The sequence below is a fragment of the Devosia sp. 63-57 genome (genome assembly GCF_001899045.1).
GTDB lineage: Bacteria > Pseudomonadota > Alphaproteobacteria > Rhizobiales > Devosiaceae > Devosia > Devosia equisanguinis.
In genome coordinates this window covers 2,113,577-2,134,294 of the sequence record NZ_MKUY01000005.1, presented here as the reverse complement: position 1 = coordinate 2,134,294, position 20,718 = coordinate 2,113,577, and the positions used below count along the sequence as shown (strand labels likewise).

General features: G+C 62.3%; 20 protein-coding genes. 3 read left to right on the top strand and 17 right to left on the bottom strand.

From position 1 onward, the window contains the following. Positions 1-95 precede the first annotated feature (95 nt). From BGO80_RS18495 to BGO80_RS18465, 7 genes are all read right to left on the bottom strand, one after another. Positions 96-470, bottom strand: coding sequence for a VOC family protein (locus BGO80_RS18495; protein ID WP_286722879.1), 375 nt, complete (start codon positions 468-470; stop codon positions 96-98). Positions 471-517: 47 nt separating this feature from the next. Beyond that, positions 518-1,504: a class II fructose-bisphosphatase gene (glpX, locus tag BGO80_RS18490; RefSeq protein WP_286722878.1), complete on the bottom strand. Its 987-nt coding sequence runs from the start codon at positions 1,502-1,504 to the stop codon at positions 518-520. Positions 1,505-1,541: 37 nt separating this feature from the next. Beyond that, complete coding sequence (locus tag BGO80_RS18485; RefSeq protein WP_286723086.1) at positions 1,542-2,882, bottom strand: homoserine dehydrogenase; 1,341 nt, start codon at positions 2,880-2,882, stop codon at positions 1,542-1,544. 254 nt (positions 2,883-3,136) lie between these two features. Further along, positions 3,137-4,108: an iron-siderophore ABC transporter substrate-binding protein gene (locus tag BGO80_RS18480; RefSeq protein WP_286722877.1), complete on the bottom strand. Its 972-nt coding sequence runs from the start codon at positions 4,106-4,108 to the stop codon at positions 3,137-3,139. A gap of 102 nt (positions 4,109-4,210) precedes the next feature. Then, positions 4,211-5,191, bottom strand: coding sequence for an ABC transporter substrate-binding protein (locus tag BGO80_RS18475; RefSeq protein WP_286722876.1), 981 nt, complete (start codon positions 5,189-5,191; stop codon positions 4,211-4,213). A gap of 80 nt (positions 5,192-5,271) precedes the next feature. Further along, a complete protein-coding gene (rlmC, locus tag BGO80_RS18470; RefSeq protein WP_286722875.1) occupies positions 5,272-6,420 on the bottom strand; it encodes a 23S rRNA (uracil(747)-C(5))-methyltransferase RlmC in 1,149 nt (382 codons plus the stop codon). A gap of 70 nt (positions 6,421-6,490) precedes the next feature. Next, positions 6,491-7,705, bottom strand: a complete 1,215-nt coding sequence (locus tag BGO80_RS18465; RefSeq protein WP_126151641.1) for an LL-diaminopimelate aminotransferase — start codon at positions 7,703-7,705, stop codon at positions 6,491-6,493. 411 nt (positions 7,706-8,116) lie between these two features. Here BGO80_RS18465 and BGO80_RS18460 point away from each other — a divergent pair, with 411 nt between their 5' ends. After that, the gene (locus tag BGO80_RS18460; protein ID WP_286722874.1) at positions 8,117-9,448 is read left to right on the top strand and encodes a glycosyltransferase; all 1,332 of its coding nucleotides are present in this window, start codon (positions 8,117-8,119) and stop codon (positions 9,446-9,448) included. A gap of 270 nt (positions 9,449-9,718) precedes the next feature. On the opposite strand, the gene BGO80_RS18455 is transcribed toward BGO80_RS18460, so the two are convergent. The 3 genes from BGO80_RS18455 to lon form a co-directional block, all read right to left on the bottom strand. Further along, positions 9,719-10,366, bottom strand: a complete 648-nt coding sequence (locus tag BGO80_RS18455) for an SdpI family protein (RefSeq protein WP_286722873.1) — start codon at positions 10,364-10,366, stop codon at positions 9,719-9,721. Next, entirely contained in the window at positions 10,359-10,631 is a 273-nt protein-coding gene (locus BGO80_RS18450; RefSeq protein ID WP_286722872.1) for an autorepressor SdpR family transcription factor, read from the bottom strand. The genes BGO80_RS18455 and BGO80_RS18450 overlap by 8 nt, the downstream gene beginning before the upstream one ends. 152 nt (positions 10,632-10,783) lie before the next feature. Beyond that, positions 10,784-13,210, bottom strand: coding sequence for an endopeptidase La (gene lon / locus BGO80_RS18445; protein WP_126151715.1), 2,427 nt, complete (start codon positions 13,208-13,210; stop codon positions 10,784-10,786). Between the two features lie 272 nt (positions 13,211-13,482). On the opposite strand from lon, the gene rocF reads away from it, so the two are divergent. Then, positions 13,483-14,451: an arginase gene (rocF, locus tag BGO80_RS18440; RefSeq protein WP_286722871.1), complete on the top strand. Its 969-nt coding sequence runs from the start codon at positions 13,483-13,485 to the stop codon at positions 14,449-14,451. On the opposite strand, the gene BGO80_RS18435 is transcribed toward rocF, so the two are convergent. From BGO80_RS18435 to BGO80_RS18405, 7 genes are all read right to left on the bottom strand, one after another. Next, positions 14,452-15,627 (bottom strand): GGDEF domain-containing protein, encoded by a 1,176-nt coding sequence (locus BGO80_RS18435; protein WP_286722870.1) that lies wholly within the window; start codon positions 15,625-15,627, stop codon positions 14,452-14,454. A 206-nt stretch (positions 15,628-15,833) separates the two neighbouring features. After that, on the bottom strand, positions 15,834-17,111 hold the full coding sequence (gene clpX, locus BGO80_RS18430) for an ATP-dependent Clp protease ATP-binding subunit ClpX (RefSeq protein WP_126151646.1): 1,278 nt from the start codon (positions 17,109-17,111) through the stop codon (positions 15,834-15,836). Positions 17,112-17,284: 173 nt separating this feature from the next. Then, complete coding sequence (locus BGO80_RS18425) at positions 17,285-17,914, bottom strand: ATP-dependent Clp protease proteolytic subunit (protein WP_126151647.1); 630 nt, start codon at positions 17,912-17,914, stop codon at positions 17,285-17,287. 242 nt (positions 17,915-18,156) lie between these two features. Beyond that, entirely contained in the window at positions 18,157-18,483 is a 327-nt protein-coding gene (locus tag BGO80_RS18420) for a hypothetical protein (protein WP_286722869.1), read from the bottom strand. 4 nt (positions 18,484-18,487) lie between these two features. Beyond that, positions 18,488-18,718 carry a hypothetical protein gene (locus BGO80_RS18415; protein WP_286722868.1) on the bottom strand — a complete coding sequence of 77 codons (231 nt, stop codon included), beginning with the start codon at positions 18,716-18,718 and terminating at the stop codon, positions 18,488-18,490. Positions 18,719-18,731: 13 nt separating this feature from the next. Then, positions 18,732-19,016, bottom strand: coding sequence for a BrnA antitoxin family protein (locus tag BGO80_RS18410; RefSeq protein WP_286722867.1), 285 nt, complete (start codon positions 19,014-19,016; stop codon positions 18,732-18,734). Then, complete coding sequence (locus BGO80_RS18405) at positions 19,013-19,258, bottom strand: BrnT family toxin (protein WP_286722866.1); 246 nt, start codon at positions 19,256-19,258, stop codon at positions 19,013-19,015. Before BGO80_RS18405 ends, BGO80_RS18410 begins: the two co-directional genes overlap by 4 nt. A gap of 134 nt (positions 19,259-19,392) precedes the next feature. On the opposite strand from BGO80_RS18405, the gene BGO80_RS18400 reads away from it, so the two are divergent. Continuing rightward, complete coding sequence (locus BGO80_RS18400) at positions 19,393-20,649, top strand: cytochrome P450 (protein ID WP_502686565.1); 1,257 nt, start codon at positions 19,393-19,395, stop codon at positions 20,647-20,649. Positions 20,650-20,718 lie beyond the last annotated feature (69 nt).

The window sequence follows — 20,718 nt, the reverse complement described above, 5'->3', positions numbered from 1 at the left end:
GTCGTCCGGTGCGGCCCGCCACCCCGGATCGCGTTATTGAGGCTCTTCTCCTGAAAGGGGAAGAGCGAGACGATTTAGGTGCTGATAGGCCGGCCTTACTTCGGCGCCGGGGTTCGGGCGCAGAGCTTGTTGCCATCGGGGTCGCGCAGATAGGCGACGAAAACACCATTGGGGCGCAGATGGGGTGGGGTTTCGGCGGAGGTGCCGCCGTTTTCGGTGCCGGCAGTGTGCCAGGCGCGGACTTGGTCGGCGGATTCGGCGAAAATGCCGATCGTGCCGCCATTGGCGGCGGTAGCCGGCTGGCCGTTGATCGGCGTCGTGATCATGAGGCGGCTGCCGTCGCGGGCATAGACCAGCCGGCCGCCAGCATCGACTTCGCCGGCTTTGCCGCCAAGGGCAATGAAGGTTGCGTCGTAAAATGCCTTAGATCGCGTGAGGTCGTTGCTGCCGATCATGACGTGGGAGAACATGGTTCAACTCCGGAAAGTTTGCAGAGGCGAAGCGTTTGGGAACAAGCCTATCGCGCGTGGCGAGCCCTGATCCAGCGGGTGGTCTGGCTCCAGGAGCGCATGACGACCGTGCTGGTGTCGACGGTGCTGCGGCGCAGTTTTACACCATCGACCAGGGAGCCATCGGTGATGCCGGTGGCCGAAAAGAGTACGTCGCCGGAAGCAAGGTCCGTGACCTGATAGATGCGGTGCGGGTCCTCGATGCCCATTTCCTTGGCGCGGAGGCGCTTGTCGGGCGTGTCGAGGATGAGCTTGCCCTGCATGTGGCCGCCAATACAGCGCAGGGCAGCGGCGGCGAGCACGCCTTCTGGGGCACCGCCGGAGCCGAGATAGATGTCGATGCCGGTATCCTCGGTGTTCACCGCGTGAATGACGCCGGCGATGTCGCCATCGCTGAGTAGTTTCACCGAAACACCAGCCACGCGCAGCTCTTCGATGAGGCCGGCATGGCGCGGACGATCGAGCACCACGGCGGTGATTTCGGAGACCGGCACGCCCTTGGCCTTGGCAAGTGAAGTGACGTTTTCGGTCGCCGACCATTCGACATGGACGGTGTCTGGGGCATAGCCAGCGCCGATGGCGATCTTGTGCATATAGACGTTGCGGGCGACATTCAGCAGGCCGCCGCGTTCGGCCATGGCCAGCACGACGAGGGAATCGGGCTGGTTCTTGGCGCAGAGGGTGACGCCTTCCAGGGGATCGACGGCGATATCGACCGCAGGCCCCTCGCCTTCGCCCACCGGCTGGCCGACATAAAGATCGTCGCACTCATATTGCTCGCCCTCGCCGATGACGATGCGGCCGCTGATGGCGACGCGATCAAGCTCGGCTTTCATGGCGGCGACGGCAGCGTCGTCGGCGGCGCGCTCATTGCCCTTGCCCCGCCATTCGGCGGCGGCAATGGCGGCGCGCTCAGTCACGCGCACCATTTCCAGGGTGAGCGTGCGATGCAGATTGGCCGGGTTCTTGCGGTCTTCGACCTTGCTGAGCTTCATTTTGCCTCCCGGCAGCGGGCCCCGGCCCGCGCCGGACTCAGAGCTTCTCGATGCGGATCAATTGCGGTTCGCCGACAATGAACCCGTCCGCTGCAATCTCCGCAAGCGCTTCGCGCACGGATGATTCCAAAGTCTGTTGAGTAATCATCACAACGGTGCGCGTCGGGGAGCCATCGACGGCCACTGCCTTAGCGCTCAAATCGGAACGCTGGATGACGGAATCGATGGAGATCGACTTTTCACCCATGCGCGTGGCGATGGCGGCCAGGGCCCCCGGCACGTCCTTGGCGCTGAGACGGATGTAGAAGCCGCCCGGATGGGCGCGCATCGGCGCCTCGTGATAGGGCATCAGCTCGGCGCTAGGCACGCCCAAAGGCGGCACGCGGGTGCCGCGGGCGATGTCGAGAATGTCGGATAGCACCGACGAGGCGGTGGGCGGACCACCGGCGCCGGGGCCGGCCAGCAGCAGCTCATGCACATGGTCGGTTTCGAGCGCCACGGCATTCATGACCCCATCGACGCCGGCAATGGCCGAGCCCTTGGGCACGAAGGTGGGGTGAACGCGCTGCTCGATGCCGTTTTCGGTGCGTTCGGCAATGCCCAGGAGCTTGATCTTGTAGCCGAGATCGGCGGCCACCTGGATGTCATGCTGGGTGATGCGCGAAATGCCCTCGATGCGCATGCGATCGGGCGCGATTTCGTAGCCGAAGCAGAGCGTGGCCAGGATGGAGAGCTTGTGGGCGGTATCAAAGCCCTCGACGTCGAAGGTCGGGTCGGCCTCGGCATAGCCAAGCGCCTGCGCATCCTTGAGGCAATCGGCAAAAGAGATGCCTTCATTGCCCATGCGGGTGAGGATGTAGTTGCAGGTGCCGTTCATGATGCCGAACACCTTGGCGATGCGGGCAGAGCCCAGGCCTTCTCGCAAGGTCTTGATGACCGGAATGCCGCCAGCTACGGCCGCTTCGAAACCGAGCTGCGCGCCGGCTTCCTCGGCCATCTTGGCGAGGGTGACGCCGTGCTTGGCCAGCAGCGCCTTGTTGGCGGTGACCACCGGGCGGCCGATTTCGAGCGCCGCCTTGACGGCTGCAAAGGCGGGGCCGTCTTCGCCGCCGATCAGCTCGACGAAGAGATCGATGCCATCCCATTTGGCGAGGGCCACGGGATCGTCGAACCATTCGAGCCCGGAAATATCAATGCCGCGGTCGCGGGAACGCGAGCGCGCGGCAACGGCGACGACCTGCAATTGACGGCCAAGTTTTCGCGTCAGCTCGGCGCCGTCCTTCTGCAGGATGCGCACCAACGTGGCGCCGACATTGCCCAGCCCGGCCACGCCAATGCGCAGCGGCGCCTGACCATCGGCATCGCCGAATTCGGCCATGGCCTTGAGGATACGCGCCCGGGTTTCGGATCGCGGCTCCCGCCCGTCCCGCAGATCGAAGACGAAGAGCGGATCGCCCGCCACGATTCGACCGAACCGGGTGGGTGTCCAACCCCGGGCGGAAATGAAGGTTTCGACGGATTGGCGGAAAGACTGGATATCGCTCATAATGGCCGCCATGTGCATAGGAAAGTGCCTAGCCGTCAATAGGAGTTTTGCCTGCGGCCGAAGCCGCAGGACAATAGCGCACAGGATTAGCGCCGCGCGGCTTCGGCAGCCCCGGCAATCAGCTCGATATAGCGCGGATAGCCCCATTTGAGCGAGAGGGCGGACGGTGGCGACATGGACGAGATCAGGTCCGGGCCGATGACATGGGCGACGGCGCCTTTTTCGACAGGCGGCGCCAAGGCGATGACCGGATTATCAAAGAAGGCCGCATCGGCTTCGGGCGTATCGAAATAGGAAATGATGATGTCGGCGCCGATCTGGTCAAAATTCTCGTAGCTCACCGAGAAATAGAACTCGCTGCCTTCGGCGCGGTCGATGACGCTCTGGGGCGTGGACAGGCCGGCATCGACGAGGAACTTTGTGCGAGCATCGAGGGGGGCATAGACGGCGACCTGGCCATTATAGTCCATGATGCCGGCAAAGCTGATGCCTGCGACTTCCGGATATTTCGCGGTTTCCTCGCCGATGAAGGTGGTGAGGTCGGCGACCAGGGCCTCGGCTTCGGCCTTTTTGCCCATGGCCTCGCCGGTAATGGTGATGGTCTCCTGCCAGGTGGTGGCCCAGGGCCCTTCCGGATAGGCGACGACCGGAGCGATGCCGCTCAGCACATTGTATTCGTCTTCGGTGAGGCCTGAATAGACGGCGACGATCAGATCGGGCTTGAGGGCGGCGATGGCTTCGACCGGCGGCTCGGCGGCATTGGGGAGAATAGTCGGATAGGCGGCGCCCAGAGCTTCGACGCCCTCGCGGGTCCATGCCAGGACGCCCTCGGCATCGGCGCCATAGCTGAAGAAGGGCACGCCGACCGGCACTTCGCCCAGAGCGATGACCGCATCCTGCGCGCCCCAGCCCCAGGTGACGATGCGCTGCGGCTTGGCGGGAATGGTGGTTTCGCCGAAGGCGTGGGTGATGGTGACGGGGAAGTCCTGGGCCTGGGCGGCGTGAGCGAAAACCGCACTGGCCAAAACCACGGCGAGGCGGAAAACCTGCTTGATCATCTTGGAAACACTCCTGTTGCGACGGTCGCGCCGTCCGGGGCCGGCCGCCCTGCCCTCCTCCACCTGTGCGGAAGAAGAATCGGGCGGCCGGTGGATTGCGGGTTACTGAGCCTTGGCTGCGGCAGCGGCGCGGCCGACTTCGGCCATCACCTTGTCAAAGCCCCAGCGGATCGACAGGGGCGTGACGGCGCCACCGACGGCCATGGTGAGTTCCTCGCCGACGAGATTGGTATAGGCCCCCTTGGCGACCAGCGGCGACAGCTTGATCAGGTCCATGGCGAAGAACGCATCAAAGGACGCCTGATCGTTGAAGAAGCTGATGAGCATGTCGGCCGGGATGCGGTCGAAATTCTCGTAGCTGACGAAATAGGCGATGCCGGTGTCGTTCGTGCCGGTGCCATCAAGGTGCGGCGCCGCGGCCATGCCGACATCGACGAACATCTGCACGCGCGGATCGCCCTCCATCCGCACCGCCACCTGGCCGTCATTGCGGTTGACGATATTGGCGAAGACCATGCCCTTGGTCTCGGGATATTTGTCGGCTTCGGCCTGCATATGGGCCTGGGTATCGGCGATGAGCTTTTCGGCTTCCGCCTCGAGACCAACAGCGCGGCCGGTGAGCGTCACCACGTCCTGCCAGCTGGCGAACCAGGGCTTGTCGGGATAGGCGACCACCGGCGCGATGGCGCTCAGGACCTCGTATTCCTCGGGCGTCAGGCCCGAATAGGGCGCGATGATCACGTCAGGGTCGAGCGCGGCAATGGCCTCGAGCGGCGGCTCATTGGTGTTGGGGAGGATAGTGGGCATGGCAAAGCCGTGCGCCGCGATGGCCTCCTCGGTCCAGGGCAGAATGCCGTCCTCGCCGCCGCCATAGGCGAAGAAGGGCATGCCGACCGGGGCGATGCCGAGATCGATCACCACGTCCTGTGCCGACCACCCCCAGGTCACGACCCGCTCTGGCTTGGTCTCGATGGTGGCCGAGCCCAAAGCGTGCTCGATGGTGACGGGAAATTGCTGGGCGGCGGCGGCGCCGGCGAGAGCAAGGCCGATGGCCGTGGAGACAAGCAGAGAACGAAGAGACATGGGTCACCCTTTGCGTGGAGATGGCTCTCCATACAAAAGCTGATATTGCATGTCATGTATTATTTGACTGGCGGCAGCGTTCAGACCGCCTGGCGGGTCAAGAGAACCATGACTTCGTAGTGGTCGGTTTGCGGGAACATGTCGAAAAGCCGCACACGGTCGAGCGTGTAGGACGGCAGCGCGGCAATGTCCCTGGCAAGGGTCTCGGCATTGCAGCTGGAATAGATGATGGTCGGCGCCCCGGAGGCTTCGAGCGTGGCGCAGAGGCGTTCGCCAAGTCCACGGCGCGGCGGATTGACGATGACGGCGTCGGGGGCGTGCTCGGCGGTGAGGGCGGTGGCGTCGCCGACGGCGAATGTGACATCGGCCAGCCCCGCCTCAGCAGCACTTGTGCGTGCCGATTCGGCGGCCGGGGCGCTGACTTCGACGCCGTGCACCGTCCGGCCGGGCGCGGCAACATGGAGGGCGAAGCCGCCGACGCCGCAATACAGGTCCCAGACCGAGGCGGCGCCGACTTCATCAATCCACTGACGGGCCTGATTATAGAGACTGATGGCGATATCGGTATTGGTCTGGAAGAAGCTGGCCGGGCGCAGATGCAGCACCAGATCGCTCAGACGCATCGGCAGGGTGTCGTTGTCGCCAAGCACGATTTCCTCCTCGCCTTCGAGCACGGCCTTGTGCTCGGGCAGGAGATTGGCGGTGACGACATGCAGTTGCGGCAGCGCGGATAGCAGGCTGGGCAGGTGTTTGCGGATGCGGCCCAGCGGCTCGGTGGAGCGCAGCACGAAGCGCAGCATCAGCGCGCCATCGGGCGCCTCGGTCAGCAGCACATGCTTGAGTTCGCCGCGGCGACTGGGGACATCATAGGGGGTGAGGCGCGCCAGGGTGATGAAGGCAAAGATGGGCGCAAAGGCGGCGCGCAGGCCGGGGGAGACAATGCCGCAGGCGGTGAGATCGACGCCGTGTTGGCTGGCATCGAGGATGCCGAGAGTGGGCCGATCCACACTGCCGCCGACAACCATCTTGGCCTTGTTGCGGAAACCGGCGGGACGGGAGAGCTGCGGCGGCAGCCAATGCGCACCGGGCCAGGCGGCGAGAAGAGTGTGCAGGCGCTCGCTTTTGCGGGTAATCTGGGCGGCATAGTCCATGCCCATGAGCGTGCAGGAGCGGCAGACGCCCTGATCGTAATAGCCGCACTGCATGGCGGCGCTCGCCCCTGCCTGCACCAGACGACCCCGTAAAATGGAAGGAGGCGGGATCACCGCCTCCTCGGATTACATCAAACCTGCCTGTGGATCAGGCGGTGAGCGGCACCACATTGCCCTGGCTGGCCTTGCCGCCGAGGAACTTCTTGACGTTGCGCGCGGCCTGGCGAATGCGGTGTTCGTTTTCGACGAAGGCCAGGCGGATATATTGATCGCCATATTCGCCGAAGCCGACGCCGGGCGCGACGCCAACACCGGTTTCCTGGATCAGCAGCTTGGCGAATTCGAGCGAGCCCATATGCGCATATTGAGCAGGAATGGGCGCCCAGGCAAACATGGTGGCCTTGGGGACCGGAATATCCCAGCCGGCGCGGCCAAAGCTCTCCACCATGACGTCGCGGCGGTTCTTGTAGACCTTGCGGACTTCCTCGATCACCTCGTCGGAGCCGTTGAGGGCGGCGACGGCGGCGACCTGGATCGGCGTGAAGGCACCATAATCCAGATAGGATTTGACGCGGGCCAGCGCCGCGATCAACCGCTCATTGCCGACCGCAAAACCCACGCGCCAGCCGGGCATGGAATAGGTCTTGGACATGGAGGTGAATTCGACGGTGATATCGATGGCGCCCGGAACCTGCAGCACCGATGGCGGCGGGGCGTCTTCATCGAAATAGATCTCGGAATAGGCGAGATCGGAGAGGATGAAGATGTCGTTGGCCTTACAATATTTGACGACCTCGGTGTAGAAATCGAGATCGGCGGTGTAGGCGGTCGGGTTGGCCGGATAGTTCAGCACCAGCGCGATCGGCTTGGGGATCGAGTGCCGCACGGCGCGATCCAGCGAGCGCATGAAATCCTCGTTCGGATCGGCCGGCATGGAGCGCACGACGCCACCGGACATGATGAAGCCGAAGGAATGGATCGGATAGGTCGGGTTGGGCACCAGCACCACGTCGCCGGGGGCGGTGATGGCCGAAGCCATATTGGCAAAGCCTTCCTTGGAGCCAAGGGTGGCCACGATCTGCGTGTCCGGGTTCAGCTTCACGCCGAAGCGGCGGCCATAATAGCTGGCCTGGGCTTTGCGCAGGCCGGGAATGCCGCGGGAGGTGGAATAGCGGTGGGTGCGACCATCCTTCACCGTCTCCTGCAGCTTGGCCACGATGTGCTCGGGCGTCGGCATGTCGGGATTGCCCATGCCCAGGTCGATGATGTCGACGCCTTCGGCGCGCAGCTTGGCCTTGATCGGGTCGATATGGGCGAAAACGTAGGGGGGCAGACGGCGGATGCGATGGAAAACTTCGCTCATGTGATTCCTCGGTGGCCCGGATGGGGGCCTAGCTGGCCGCGACGCGTCCGGTAACGCTGGGCTCGACCTTAAGAGCCCGATTATCGCGGAATTATGGTTCTGAACGGGTTAAGCAACCCGGCTGGTGAAGAAACTGGCTTATTCGGCTCCTCCCGGCCACGCTGTGGCCAATGGGAAGAGCTATCGGGCGTTCGCAGCGGCGGCTGCGACGGCCGCGGTCACCATGCCGGCGAGCATTGCTCCAACCATTGCAGTAGTGAACGGAGACGCCATGTCTCTTGCCCTTCAGATGCGATTTTTGTAATCAAAACAGCTATCGATACGCCGTTCATAAATCCTCGCCGAGGGCTTGTAAATGGGCCGATGCGTGCCAACGTTCGGCGGATGAACGGTACAGAGTGAGGTTTTAAGTTGAAACGTATTGCCCTGGTGACCATCGGCACGCAAGGCGACGTTCAGCCCTATCTCGCGCTCGCCATTGCCCTGCAGGAGCGCGGCTACACGCCGGTATTGGGGGCGACGGAGGATTTCGAGGGCCTGATTACCGGTCTCGGCCTCGAGTTTCACTCGCTGGGTCCCTCCATTCAGTCCTTCCTCAAAGAGACGCGGTTCGAGAACGCCATGAGCAGTTCCATGCTCATGAATGGCCCATGGATGCTCAAGCAGGGTCAGCAGATCATCGATACCGCGGCACGTGCGGCCTGGCGGATGTGCCAGGGCGCCGAAGCCATTATCGTCAACATGAATACCAGTTTCGGCATCGATATTGCCGAGGCGCTGAAAGTGCCGGCGATCATGACGGCGCTGCAGCCGCTCAATTCGACCAGCGAATTCCCGCTTTCGATGTATTACGTCGCCGACGATCTGGGCCCGACGCTCAACAAGCTGTCCTATACTGCCGCTGCCATGCAGCAGGCCTATTGGAACCTGCCGCGCAATCGCCTGCGACGCGAGCTGATGGGGCTCGAATCGCGCGAGATGGGCGGCGTCTTCACCAATACCGACGGCTCGCCGCTGACCACGCTCTATGCCTATTCCTCGATCGTGTCGCCGCGACCGCGCGACTGGCCCAAGACGGCGCTGGTCACCGGCTACTGGACGCTGCGCGACCGGACGGGCTGGGAGCCGACGCCGGAGTTCGAGGCGTTTTTGTCGGCCGGGGAAGCGCCGGTCTATATCGGCTTCGGCTCGATGCCGTTTGGCGCGGAACGCAATACCCGCATTCTCAAGGAGGCGGTGGCCAAATGGGGTGGTCGCGCAGTGGTGGCGCGCGGCTGGGGTGGCATCGATCCCAGCGACCTGCCCGAGACCATTTTCCCGATCGAGAAGGCGCCGCATGACAAGCTGTTCCGCTATGTCAGCGCCGTGGTTCACCATGGCGGCGCCGGCACCACGGCGGCGGGCCTGCAATTGGGGCGGCCCACTTTCGTCGTACCGCAGGCCATCGACCAACCCTATTGGGGACGACGCGTCTATGAGCTTGGATGCGGCCCCAAGCCGATCCGGCTGCGCAAACTGACGGCAGAAGCGCTCGCCGAAGCGCTGGCCGATCTCAGTTCCAATGAACATTATCGCCGCAGCGCCGCCGATGTGGCGGAGCAACTGCATGGCGAGGATGGCTGCGACAAGGCGATCAAGGTGATCGAGCGCGTCATGGCCCATTTCGTGCCTGGCGCCGTCAAGGTCAAGCGCGGCAAGGCGAAGGCCAAGAGCAAGAAGCTGCCGCTGAAGAAGGCGGTTTAGGGTTGGGTTGCATCCGCCCGATCGGGAGCGTTGAGGGATCGGAGTTGATACACCCCCACCCAACCTCCCCCTGAAGAAGGGGGAGGAGCATTATCGTGTTTGCGGTGAGATGTAGATGCCCCCCACCATGCCGCCCTCGGGCTTGCCCGAGGGCCTGTCGGCAAACACCATGGGAACCGGTTCGCGCTGAGATTGGCCCTCGGATCAAGCCCGAGGGCGGCGTGGTGATCGTTGTGCCTGGCGTGTCGGAGATCAAAAATCCCTATCGGTTCATCGCCGGGCCAGAGCGTAGCTGATGACGACGGCCGTGGCGCTGGCGAGCATGAGCGATGCCGTGATGATCATGAACAGCACTTCGGAGGGTGGGTTGATGATCGCAGCGATGACGATCACGAGTCCGGCAATCATCATCAGGCGACCGCCCCAGCGATGGGTCACGCGCCAGTTGTGGGGATCACGCAGCGTCCAGGGCAGGCGAATGCCGGCGACCCAGTTCTGCTGCATCTTGGGCGTGTAATTGCCGATGACGAGGGCCATGGCGCCGACGACGAAGGCAATGAGGCGCGGCATGTCGACGATCTGACCGAGGCCGACGGCGATGGTCGAACCGGCGATGACCATGGCCAGTACCAGCATCAGGCTGATGGTGGCATGAATGACGTGGCGTCCGGCTTCAAAGTCCTGGCGCAGGCCGGCGGGGCGCAGGATGGCCATGCCAGCGACGATGAAGACCACTAGGGCGAATGGCATCAAAAGCGTGAAGGCGGCGGGCGCAAAGGCGTCAGGCACGCCGCTGATATCCCAGTGCACAGGCAGGTCCCGGTCAAGCGGCACAAGGAAGAAGCCGGCGATCGTGATCGCCACGAGCACGGCAAACAGCACGCGGTTGAACAGGTTGAGGATTGGACGATCAGCCATCTTTGGGCTCCGTAAGGTCAAAAATACCGGCAAGTGCTTCTTCGAGCACACTGGTATTGAGGTGATAGATCAGGCTCGTCCCCTGGCGCTCGACGGCCACAAGCTCGGCCTCCTTGAGCTTGTTGAAGTGAACCGAGAGCGTGGGTCTACTGATGTAGAAATGTTCGGCCAGTTCGCCCGCGCTCATTGGGCCACGCTTGAGCAAGGCCAGAACCTTGCGTCGGACCGGATGGGACAGCGCTTCGAAAACCGTGTTGATGCTCAATTCGGGATCTCTCTTTCGCTGTCCATCTAATTAGTTCTTTAGCTAATTAGAGTCAACACTAAATAAAACTCGTCGTATTCAATTTCGAAACGCCATGCACAAACAAAAATGGCGGCCCGGAGGCCGCCATTTTCTGGTTGGTGTGCAAGGGCTTAGTGGGTGATGTTGGCCGTTGCGTCGTCGGTGGGCTCGGTGGTGCTGGCAACAGCCGGCTGCTCATCGAAATTCCATTCGATGGCTTCGGGCTTGCGCACCAGGGCGCGCTCGATCACCTGTTCCATCCGGCTGACCGGAACGATTTCCATGCCTTCCTTGACGATATCCGGGATCTCCTGGAGATCGCGGACATTCTCTTCGGGGATCAGCACGGTCTTGATGCCACCGCGCAGCGCCGCCAGGAGCTTTTCCTTGAGGCCGCCGATGGGCAGCACCCTGCCCCGCAGCGTGATCTCGCCGGTCATGGCGACATCATTGCGCACCGGAATACCGGTCATCACCGAGACGATGGCGGTGGCCAGGCCAATACCGGCCGAGGGACCATCCTTGGGGGTGGCGCCTTCGGGCAGGTGGACGTGAATATCGCGCGTATCGAACATGGGCGGCTTGATGCCGTATTCGATGCAGCGAGACTTCACATAGGCCGTAGCCGCGGTCAGCGACTCCTTCATCACTTCCTTGATGTTGCCGGTGACCGACATGCGGCCCTTGCCCGGCGTCATCACGCCTTCGATGGTGAGGATTTCACCACCCACCGAGGTCCAGGCCAGGCCGGTGACCAAGCCAATCTGGGATTCGGCTTCGATCTCGCCATGCTTGAAGATGGCCGGACCGAGATATTTGGCCAGACGCTCATCGTCGATGGTGATCGACTTGACCTTGGTGCGCACGATGTCGGTGATCGCCTTGCGCATCAGCTTGGAGATTTCGCGCTTGAGATTGCGGACGCCGGCTTCGCGGGTATAGCCGCGAATGACCTTCATCAGCATCTCGTCGGACATCACGAACTCGCCGTGTGCCACGCCGTTTTCCTTGGCCGCCTCGGGAATGAGGTGCTGCTTGGCAATCGCATGCTTCTCCTCTTCGGTGTAACCGGAGAGACGAATGATCTCCATGCGGTCCATCAGCGGGCCGGGAATGTTGAGCGTGTTCGAGGTGGTCACGAACATCACGTCCGAGAGGTCGTAATCGACCTCGAGATAGTGGTCGGAGAACGTGTTGTTCTGTTCCGGATCGAGCACTTCGAGCAGGGCCGAAGACGGATCGCCGCGGAAGTCCTGGCCCATCTTGTCGATCTCGTCGAGCAGGAAGAGCGGGTTGGATTTTCCCACCTTCTTGAGCGACTGGATGATCTTGCCGGGCATGGAGCCGATATAGGTGCGGCGGTGACCGCGGATTTCGGCTTCGTCGCGCACACCACCGAGGGCCATGCGGACGAATTCACGACCGGTGGCCTTGGCGATGGACTTGCCCAGCGAGGTCTTGCCGACGCCCGGAGGACCGACGAGGCAGAGGATCGGGCCCTTGAGCGTGCCGGTACGGGCCTGCACGGCCAGATATTCCAGGATGCGCTCCTTGACCTTTTCGAGGCCATAGTGATCGGCGTCGAGCACCTTCTCGGCCAGAGCCAGGTCGCGCTTGACCTTGCTCTTCTTGCCCCATGGGAGCCCGAGAAGCGTATCGAGATAGTTACGGACGACCGTGGCTTCGGCCGACATCGGGCTCATGCCCTTGAGCTTCTTGATCTCCGCGTCCGCCTTGGTCCGGGCTTCCTTGGAGAGCTTGGTCTTGGCGACGCGCTCTTCGAGCTCGGTGATCTCGTTGGCGCCGTCTTCGCCATCGCCCAGCTCGCGCTGGATCGCCTTCATCTGCTCGTTGAGATAGTATTCGCGCTGGGTCTTCTCCATCTGCCGCTTGACGCGGGAGCGGATGCGCTTTTCGACCTGCAGCACGCCGATCTCGCCTTCCATCAGGCCGATGACCTTCTGGAATCGCTCGATGACCGAGACCGTGGACAACAGATCTTCCTTTTCAGGGATCTTGATGACCAGGTGGCTGGCAATGGTGTCGGCAAGCTTTGAGGCGTTCTCGATCTGGCCGACCGCGGCGACGACCTCGGCGGAGATCTTCTTGTTGAGCTTGACGTAGTTGTCGAACTCGCTCTGGGCCGAACGGGCCAAAGCTTCGACTTCGGTGGCGTCTTCGACGGGCTCGGGCAGCACGGAGGCCTCGGCCTCGAAATATTCGTCCGTCTGCAGATAGCGGTCGATGACAGCGCGATGCAGGCCTTCCACCAGCACCTTGACGGTGCCGTCCGGCAGCTTCAGCAGTTGCAGAACGGTGGCAATGGTGCCCGTGGGATAGATCTGGTCCGGCGCCGGATCATCGTCCTGCGCGTTCTTCTGCGTCACGACAAGAATGTGCTTGTCGTCCCGCATAACCTCTTCCAGAGCCTTGACCGATTTTTCGCGCCCGACAAAGAGCGGAACGATCATGCCGGGGAAGACGACGATGTCGCGCAGGGGAAGAACCGGGTAAACCCGGTCCCGGCCGATTTCGCCGGTGGGATTGACGTCCGACATCATATTTCCTTTCCGGGGTGCGCCGGGGAGGAATTCTGGTTGGCGCACCCTATTGCGACTGCCCAGTCACGAAAGGCTGGGCGATTCAGGTTAATAAATAGGGTGGACCGGGTGCGCCGCAAGTCAACCTTTGCGCTTTTGTGACCGTTAGCGTTACTTCGCACAGGAGATATGTGCCGAATGACGGAAACACCAATGTGCCTAGGAAACAAGGCGTTGGGCGACGCACCGGGATATCGGCGCCCATCGAAACCAGAGGACGGACAGCACCTATGACCGCACGACCAAAACGCATCGACCTTCTGGGTGTCGCAACGGCCTCCGGCGCCTCGGTGCGCGGCTGTGGCATGGGGCCGGAAGCCCTGCGCGTCGCTGGCTTGATCGAGGCGCTGATCGATCTCGACCATATGGTCGCCGACCACGGCGACCTGCGCCGGCCGCAGCCGGAAATCTCCACCAACCCATCCAGCGGGCGTCTCCCCGACGAGCGCAAGTCCGACGTCTTGAGCCTGGCGCAACGCGTCAGCGATGCGGGGCTCGGTATTCTCGATGAAGGTCACTTTCCAGTGTTCATTGGCGGCGACCACTCGATTGCCATGGGCACGGTCTCCGCGGTGGTGCGCCATTGCCTGCCCGCGGGGCGCCCGGTGCATGTGCTGTGGATCGACGCGCATGCCGACTACAACACCCCGGACACCTCGCCCTCGGGCAATCTGCATGGCATGCCGCTGGCGCTGCTGTGCGGCGAGCCCGGCTTCGATGACAGTTTTGCCGGCGACTGGCTGGGCCGGATCGATCCGCGCAATGTCTGCATTTTCGGGGCCCGGTCGGTGGATCGCGACGAGCGCCGGCTGGTGCAGGCGCGCGGCGTCGATGTGGTCGACATGCGCAAGATCGACCAGTTGGGCGTGGTGGCGGCGCTGGCCAAGGTGATCGACCGCGCCAAGGCCGCCGGCGCGCATCTGCATGTCAGTTTCGATGTCGACAGTCTCGACCCCGCCATTGCACCGGGCGGCGGGACGCTGGTGCCGGGCGGACTGACCTATCGCGAGGCGCATCTGATGATGGAAATGCTGCATGACAGCGGCGTGGTGGGCTCGCTCGACGTGGTCGAGCTCAACCCCTTTCTCGACCACGGCGGCAAGAGCGCGACGCTGCTGGTGGACCTGGTGGCGAGCCTGTTTGGGCGATCGATCATGGGCGAGGAGCCCGGACCGATGGAGTTTGTCTCAGAGCAATGATCAGGCGGCGCGGCCTTGTTGCGGCAGGCCGATGATGGCGCAGTCGCGGCCGCTGGCCTTGGCCTCGTAGAGTGTCTGGTCGGCGCGGCGATAGAGCGAGTTGATGCCGTCATCGCCCACGCTGGACTGAACGATGCCGGCGCTGAAGCGCACAGGTGCCCCATCGGGCAGGCGCAGGCCGGCGGCGAATTCATCGCGCAGCCGCTCGACGAAGCCGTGCACGGTGTTGGCGTCGGCGCCCTGATAGATGAGACAGAATTCCTCGCCGCCCATGCGCGCAGCAATTGCCGGCTTGGGCTTGGCGTCACTGATGGTGGCCCCAAAAGCCGCCAGGACCCGGTCGCCTTCATCATGTCCCCAGCGGTCGTTCACCTGTTTGAAAAAGTCGAGATCGAGCGCCACGAAGGTGAAGGCGGTGCCCTGCCCCATCGACTGGTGCCAGAGTTTCGAGCCACCTTCATGCAGCGCCCGTCGATTGACCAGGCCAGTCAGCTCGTCGCGGAAGGCGAGCTCGGCGAGCCGGGCTTCGGCGCGATCCTTGAGGGCGGCAAGCCAGGACAGCGTAATGAGCGTGGTGCCGATATAGCTGGCAAAGAATGGCCAGGTATTGGAGGGATCACCGCTGATGGCGTAGAGATCGATGCGCCCCAGAAACACGGCCTCGGCAGGTCGGGACATGGCACTGACGAACGATACGCTATAGCCCATGGCCAGCAGCACGGCGGTGCTGGGCCGCACCACCTGACGCCCATGGATCAGCACGAACACCGCTGCAGCGCCCAATTGCGCGCTAAGCACCACGGCGATGACGATGGCCGATTGTTCGGCGGTGATCGGTAGCAGCAATATGGCCGCCACGGCGCTGACGGGCGGGGTGATGAACCAGGCGCGATGCACGCGCCGGCCGGTCATCGCAACGACGGCGGCCCATTGCAGCGCAATGATAGAGGTGACGCAGCCGCCATAGATCGCCACCAGGAAGATATTGCGGGTGAGCACGGCCGGAATGACCGCCGCCCAACTGAACACCGCCATCAACAGCGCCAGGCAGAACATGATGGTTTCCGGACGATCCCGGCGGAGCGTCATGATCGGAACAGCAATGGCAAAGACGATGATGCTGACGATACGCGCCACCACCAATGTCGGCATGTCCAATTCCAATGCCGTACTCAAAACGCGCCTCCGACGGACCCAAGCAACCGTCACTTGGCGCAAGCTAAGCCAAAGGCCGTAAATTAATGGTTTTAGTTAGGTAGAAGTACCGAGCGCCGAGCGGCCTATGGGGCTGCGGCGTCGAGGGATGAACCGGTGAAAAAGCGGAACGCCGCCGGCTCGTTGAAGCCTGCGGCGTTCCCAAAGGTTCGATCTGGATGCAGACGTCAGGCGGTTGCCGGCTCGTCTTCCTTCTTGCGCTCGGAATAGATGTAGAGCGGACGCACATCCTTGCCCTTCACCACATCCTCGCTGATCACCACTTCCTCGACGCCTTCAAGCGAAGGCAGGTCGTACATGGTGTCGAGCAGGATGGCTTCCATGATGGAGCGGAGGCCGCGGGCACCGGTCTTGCGCTCGATGGCCTTCTCGGCGATGGCCTTGAGGGCATCTTCGTGGAAGGTGAGCTCGACCTCTTCCATCTGGAACAGGCGCTGGTACTGGCGCACCAGAGCGTTCTTCGGAGCGGTGAGGATTTCGATCAGCGCCGGAATGTCGAGGTCTTCGAGGGTCGCGAGAACCGGCAGACGGCCGATGAATTCCGGGATCAGGCCGAAACGCACCAGGTCCTCCGGTGCCACGTCCTTGAGCAGATCGCCGACGCGGCGGTCCTGCGGGTCCTTGACGGTGGCCGAGAAGCCGATGCCGGAGCCTTCACCACGCGCTGAAATGATCTTCTCGAGGCCGGCAAAGGCGCCGCCGCAGATGAAGAGGATATTGGTGGTGTCGACCTGCAGGAATTCCTGCTGCGGATGCTTGCGCCCACCCTGCGGCGGCACGGAGGCGACAGTGCCTTCCATGATCTTGAGCAGGGCCTGCTGCACGCCTTCGCCCGACACGTCACGGGTGATCGAGGGATTGTCCGACTTGCGGGAAATCTTGTCGACTTCGTCGATATAGACGATGCCGCGCTGGGCCTTTTCGACATTGTAGTCGGCGGCCTGGAGCAGCTTAAGAATGATGTTTTCCACGTCCTCGCCCACGTAACCGGCTTCGGTCAGCGTGGTAGCGTCGGCCATGGTGAAGGGCACGTCGAGAATACGCGCCAGCGTCTGCGCCAACAGCGTCTTGCCCGAGCCGGTGGGCCCGATCAGCAGAATATTGGACTTGGAGAGTTCCACATCCTGGTTCTTGGTCGCGTGGTGCAGGCGCTTGTAATGGTTGTGGACGGCCACGGACAGCACGCGCTTGGCGCGGAACTGGCCAATGACGTAGTCGTCCAGCACCTTGCAGATCTCAGCTGGGGTGGGCACTCCGTCGGAGGATTTGACCATGGAGGTCTTGTTCTCTTCGCGGATGATGTCCATGCACAGCTCTACGCATTCATCACAGATGAAGACAGTCGGGCCGGCAATCAGCTTGCGAACCTCGTGCTGGCTCTTGCCGCAAAACGAGCAGTAGAGCGTGTTCTTCGAGGTTTCGCCGTTCGTTGTCTCTTTGGACATCCTGTCACTCCCGGGGACTGAGGGCCCCCTTGTTCAAGCGCTAACGGAGACCGTAACGCGCAAGACATAAAGAAAGTCTAAGCCGAAACGACCTTAAAGGCCGTTCCGGCTGGGTGCAATTGCGCTTGGATCACAGTCCACGGCGCACCAGCATTGTGCTTAACGCGCAGCAATCAGCTTGCAGCCTCGGGGACGGCGCGCTTTTCGTGGATGGAATCGATGAGGCCAAAGGTCTTGGCCTCTTCCGGGCTGAGGAAGCGATCACGCTCGAGAGCGTTCTCGATTTCTTCGTAAGTGCGGCCCGTGTGCTTCTCATAAATCTGATTAAGACGCCGCTTCAAACCCTCGACTTCCTTGGCATGAATCAGGATGTCGGTGACCTGACCCTGGAAGCCGCCGGAGGGCTGGTGGACCATGATGCGGGAGTTGGGAAGCGAGGTACGCATGCCGGCTTCACCGGCTGCGAGCAGCAGCGACCCCATGGACGCGGCCTGGCCCATCACCATGGTGGCAACGGCGGGGCGGATGAATTGCATGGTGTCGTAAATGGAAAGGCCAGCCGTCACCACGCCGCCGGGCGAGTTGATGTACATGGCGATTTCCTTTTTCGGATTCTCCGATTCGAGGAAGAGCAGCTGTGCCACGATGAGGGAGGCCATGTTGTCCTCGACCACACCGGTCACGAAAATGATGCGCTCGCGCAGGAGGCGCGAATAGATGTCGAAGGCGCGCTCGCCCCGATTCGACTGCTCGACCACCATGGGTACGAGCGTGTTCATGTAAAGATCGTGCGGATCCCGCATATGATTGCCCCTTGGCACCTGTCCGCGTCGCGAGCCGGATGGTGCACTTGGTTGGATGGACCATGCCCCTTCCCCGAACGCGCATGTGGCGAAGTCAGAGGGCATGTCGGAATATCGAATCAGCGCGACAGGCCGATTGCAGGCTATGCCGCCTTAATGGGCGGTAAAGGCACAGATAGGCGGCAATGAGGCGCGCTTCAATAGGCAGATCGATCTACCGCCGATCAGGGTGAACGCATCCCCTAGCGGATCAGCAGGGAGACGACCATGGCCAGGAAAACCAGACCGATAAGGCCGCAGACAATGCGTATATAGGTCTGCAGCCTGGCGCACTCCCGCAGGGCGGCGCTGCGTTCAGGCTCGGCCAGGCGTAATGCCTGGTCTTTTGCGCGGTACGCCCTGCCCGAGCCGGGAATTTTCGACAGGTCCATGTGCGGCCGCAGCCTGGGATCGGCCAGCTGTCTGGTCTCGATGTTCTTGAACTTGTTGCCAAGCACGGAGTCCCAGGCAATCGCACCGGTCAGCGATACCAGTATGAAGACCAGAAACGCGCCTTGCCAAAAATCCATCGGGCTAGTCGGTGAACCCGACCGCAACACCCTTCTTGCGGAAATAGGCCTGCATCAGCTTGCGGCCCTGGCGGTTGCCCTGGGCCAGCTTGGCGGTTTGGAAAGTGGCTTCCTTGACACCTTCCCTGGCCATTGCCGCCTTGAGGGCAGCGATGTGGGTGTCGAGGTCTTCGTTGTCATTCTTGATCGAGGCGTAGATGGCGTCGATGGCGGCGGAAACGGTCAGGTCGCTCACGGGTCGAGAATCCTCAGTCGAGTTTGGCTGCCTTCAGAACATCATTGATGCGTCCTTGCCAACCTTTTCCTGTGGCCTTGAACTTTTCGATGACGTCGGGGTCGAGGCGCAGGGAAATCTGCTGCTTGGGGGTATCGACAGGCGGACGGCCACGCGCGCGGCGGATGCGGGCGTATAAGTCGGGGTCATACTCAGAGAGAGGTTTCATCTCTGCGAGTTGCTCGTCCGTCAGTTCCGGAGAGTCGACGGCATCCCAATCTTCCTTGGTAAAACCAAGGCCTTCTCCAAATTCCTTCAAAACTGCCTCCTTTCACGTGCACTCATGGGCCGCATCGAAATCACCGAAATAGCTTCAAGCCCATATTTGACATGGATCACTGTGATGCCTGCGCCATCAAGCCAGCCAACGGCAATGCGACGGCCGAGTTTGCCATCCTCAAAACTTGCGTTCTCGAAAAATTCCAGCGTCAAGTCGCGGAAGTCGAGGCCATGCTTGACCAAATTGGCTAGCCGTTTTGGTTCGTCCCACACAATCTGCATTTATGTATCACATTAAATAGGGCGATCCAATGACTTTGCCAGAGGCGAAAGAGGCGTCGATGGCGATTGCTTTGCGGCTGGAAGGCCGTAGATTTGACCAATCGATAAAAGCGTCGCAGAGCCCCCGCATATCCATGGCCGCCATTATTCAAGTCAAGCCGATCACCGATGTCCCCGACATGCTGCGCGCCAGCGCCCAACCGCAGGACCCGGACTTCTACCAGAACCCCTACCCTTTCTATGCCCGCCAGCATGCTACCCACCCGGCCTTCTTCTGGGAGGAATATGGCCATTGGTGCTTCGCCGACTTCAAGACCGTGAGCCTGTTGCTGCGCGACAAGCGGTTCGGCCGGGACATTCTGCATGTCGCCAGCCGCGAGGAGATCGGCCTGCCGGCGCCCAAGCCCCATGTCGCGGATTTCGATCTGACTGAGAAGCATTCCCTGCTCAATCTCGAGCCGCCCGACCACACACGGCTTCGTACACTGGTGAACCGGGCATTTGTATCGCGCCAGGTCGAGCAGTTGCGGCCGCGCATCCGGCAATTGGCACACGAGATGATCGATGGCTTCGAGGGGGAGGACAGCGTCGACCTGATCAAGGCTTTCGCCGCGCCGATCCCGGCCATCATCATTGCCGAGATGATCGGATTGCCGGCCGAGATGGCGCCGCAGCTGCTCAATTGGTCCAACCGCATGGTGACGATGTATATGTACAATGTCACCCGCGAGACCGAGCTCGACGCCAATCAGGCAGCGGCAGATTTCACTGCCTATCTGCGGGAAGTGATCGCCGAGCGCCGCAAGGCGCCGCGCGAGGACCTGCTCAGCCATATGCTGACCACCGACCGCGACGGCGATGTGCTGGACGAGGACGAGGTGATGTCCACCGCTATCCTGCTGCTCAATGCCGGCCATGAGGCGACGGTGCATACGACTGGCAATGGCGTCAAATCCATCCTCGAAAGCGGCATCGATCCGAAGACGCTGTTTGTGACGCCTGAGCAGGCGGAGGCCACGGTGGAGGAATGCCTGCGCTTCGACGCGCCGCTGCATCTGTTCACTCGCTATGCGCTTGTCGACACCGAACTCAACGGCATCCCGCTGCGCAAGGGCGATGTGGTGGGGCTGATGCTCGGCGCCGCCAATCGCGATCCGGCACGCTTCGCCCATGCCGACCGGTTCGACCCGTTCCGCACCGATGGCGCCAATGTCAGTTTTGGCGCCGGCATTCACTTCTGCATCGGCGCGCCGCTGGCGCGGATCGAATTGCAAGAGTCCATGAAGGTGCTGTTCGAACGGCTGCCGAAGCTCAGGATTGCCGAGCCGCCGCGCTATGGGAATGTGTATCATTTCCATGGGCTGGAGAGGCTGATGGTGAGCTGGCGGTAGCTGGTGGCGTCGCGGTGGGCCATACGTCCCTCTTTCATTCGCTCACCAGCCGTCACCTTTGGGCTCGAC

Coding starts and splice junctions, on each gene's coding strand:
- BGO80_RS18495 (WP_286722879.1), bottom strand. CDS start 470: ATGTTCTCCCACGTCATGATCGGCAGCAACGACCTCACGCGATCTAAG.
- glpX (WP_286722878.1), bottom strand. CDS start 1,504: ATGAAGCTCAGCAAGGTCGAAGACCGCAAGAACCCGGCCAATCTGCAT.
- BGO80_RS18485 (WP_286723086.1), bottom strand. CDS start 2,882: ATGGCCGAATTCGGCGATGCCGATGGTCAGGCGCCGCTGCGCATTGGC.
- BGO80_RS18480 (WP_286722877.1), bottom strand. CDS start 4,108: ATGATCAAGCAGGTTTTCCGCCTCGCCGTGGTTTTGGCCAGTGCGGTT.
- BGO80_RS18475 (WP_286722876.1), bottom strand. CDS start 5,191: ATGTCTCTTCGTTCTCTGCTTGTCTCCACGGCCATCGGCCTTGCTCTC.
- BGO80_RS18465 (WP_126151641.1), bottom strand. CDS start 7,705: ATGAGCGAAGTTTTCCATCGCATCCGCCGTCTGCCCCCCTACGTTTTC.
- BGO80_RS18455 (WP_286722873.1), bottom strand. CDS start 10,366: ATGGCTGATCGTCCAATCCTCAACCTGTTCAACCGCGTGCTGTTTGCC.
- lon (WP_126151715.1), bottom strand. CDS start 13,210: ATGTCGGACGTCAATCCCACCGGCGAAATCGGCCGGGACCGGGTTTAC.
- rocF (WP_286722871.1), top strand. CDS start 13,483: ATGACCGCACGACCAAAACGCATCGACCTTCTGGGTGTCGCAACGGCC.
- clpX (WP_126151646.1), bottom strand. CDS start 17,111: ATGTCCAAAGAGACAACGAACGGCGAAACCTCGAAGAACACGCTCTAC.
- BGO80_RS18425 (WP_126151647.1), bottom strand. CDS start 17,914: ATGCGGGATCCGCACGATCTTTACATGAACACGCTCGTACCCATGGTG.
- BGO80_RS18420 (WP_286722869.1), bottom strand. CDS start 18,483: ATGGATTTTTGGCAAGGCGCGTTTCTGGTCTTCATACTGGTATCGCTG.
- BGO80_RS18405 (WP_286722866.1), bottom strand. CDS start 19,258: ATGCAGATTGTGTGGGACGAACCAAAACGGCTAGCCAATTTGGTCAAG.
- BGO80_RS18400 (WP_502686565.1), top strand. CDS start 19,393: ATGGCCGCCATTATTCAAGTCAAGCCGATCACCGATGTCCCCGACATG.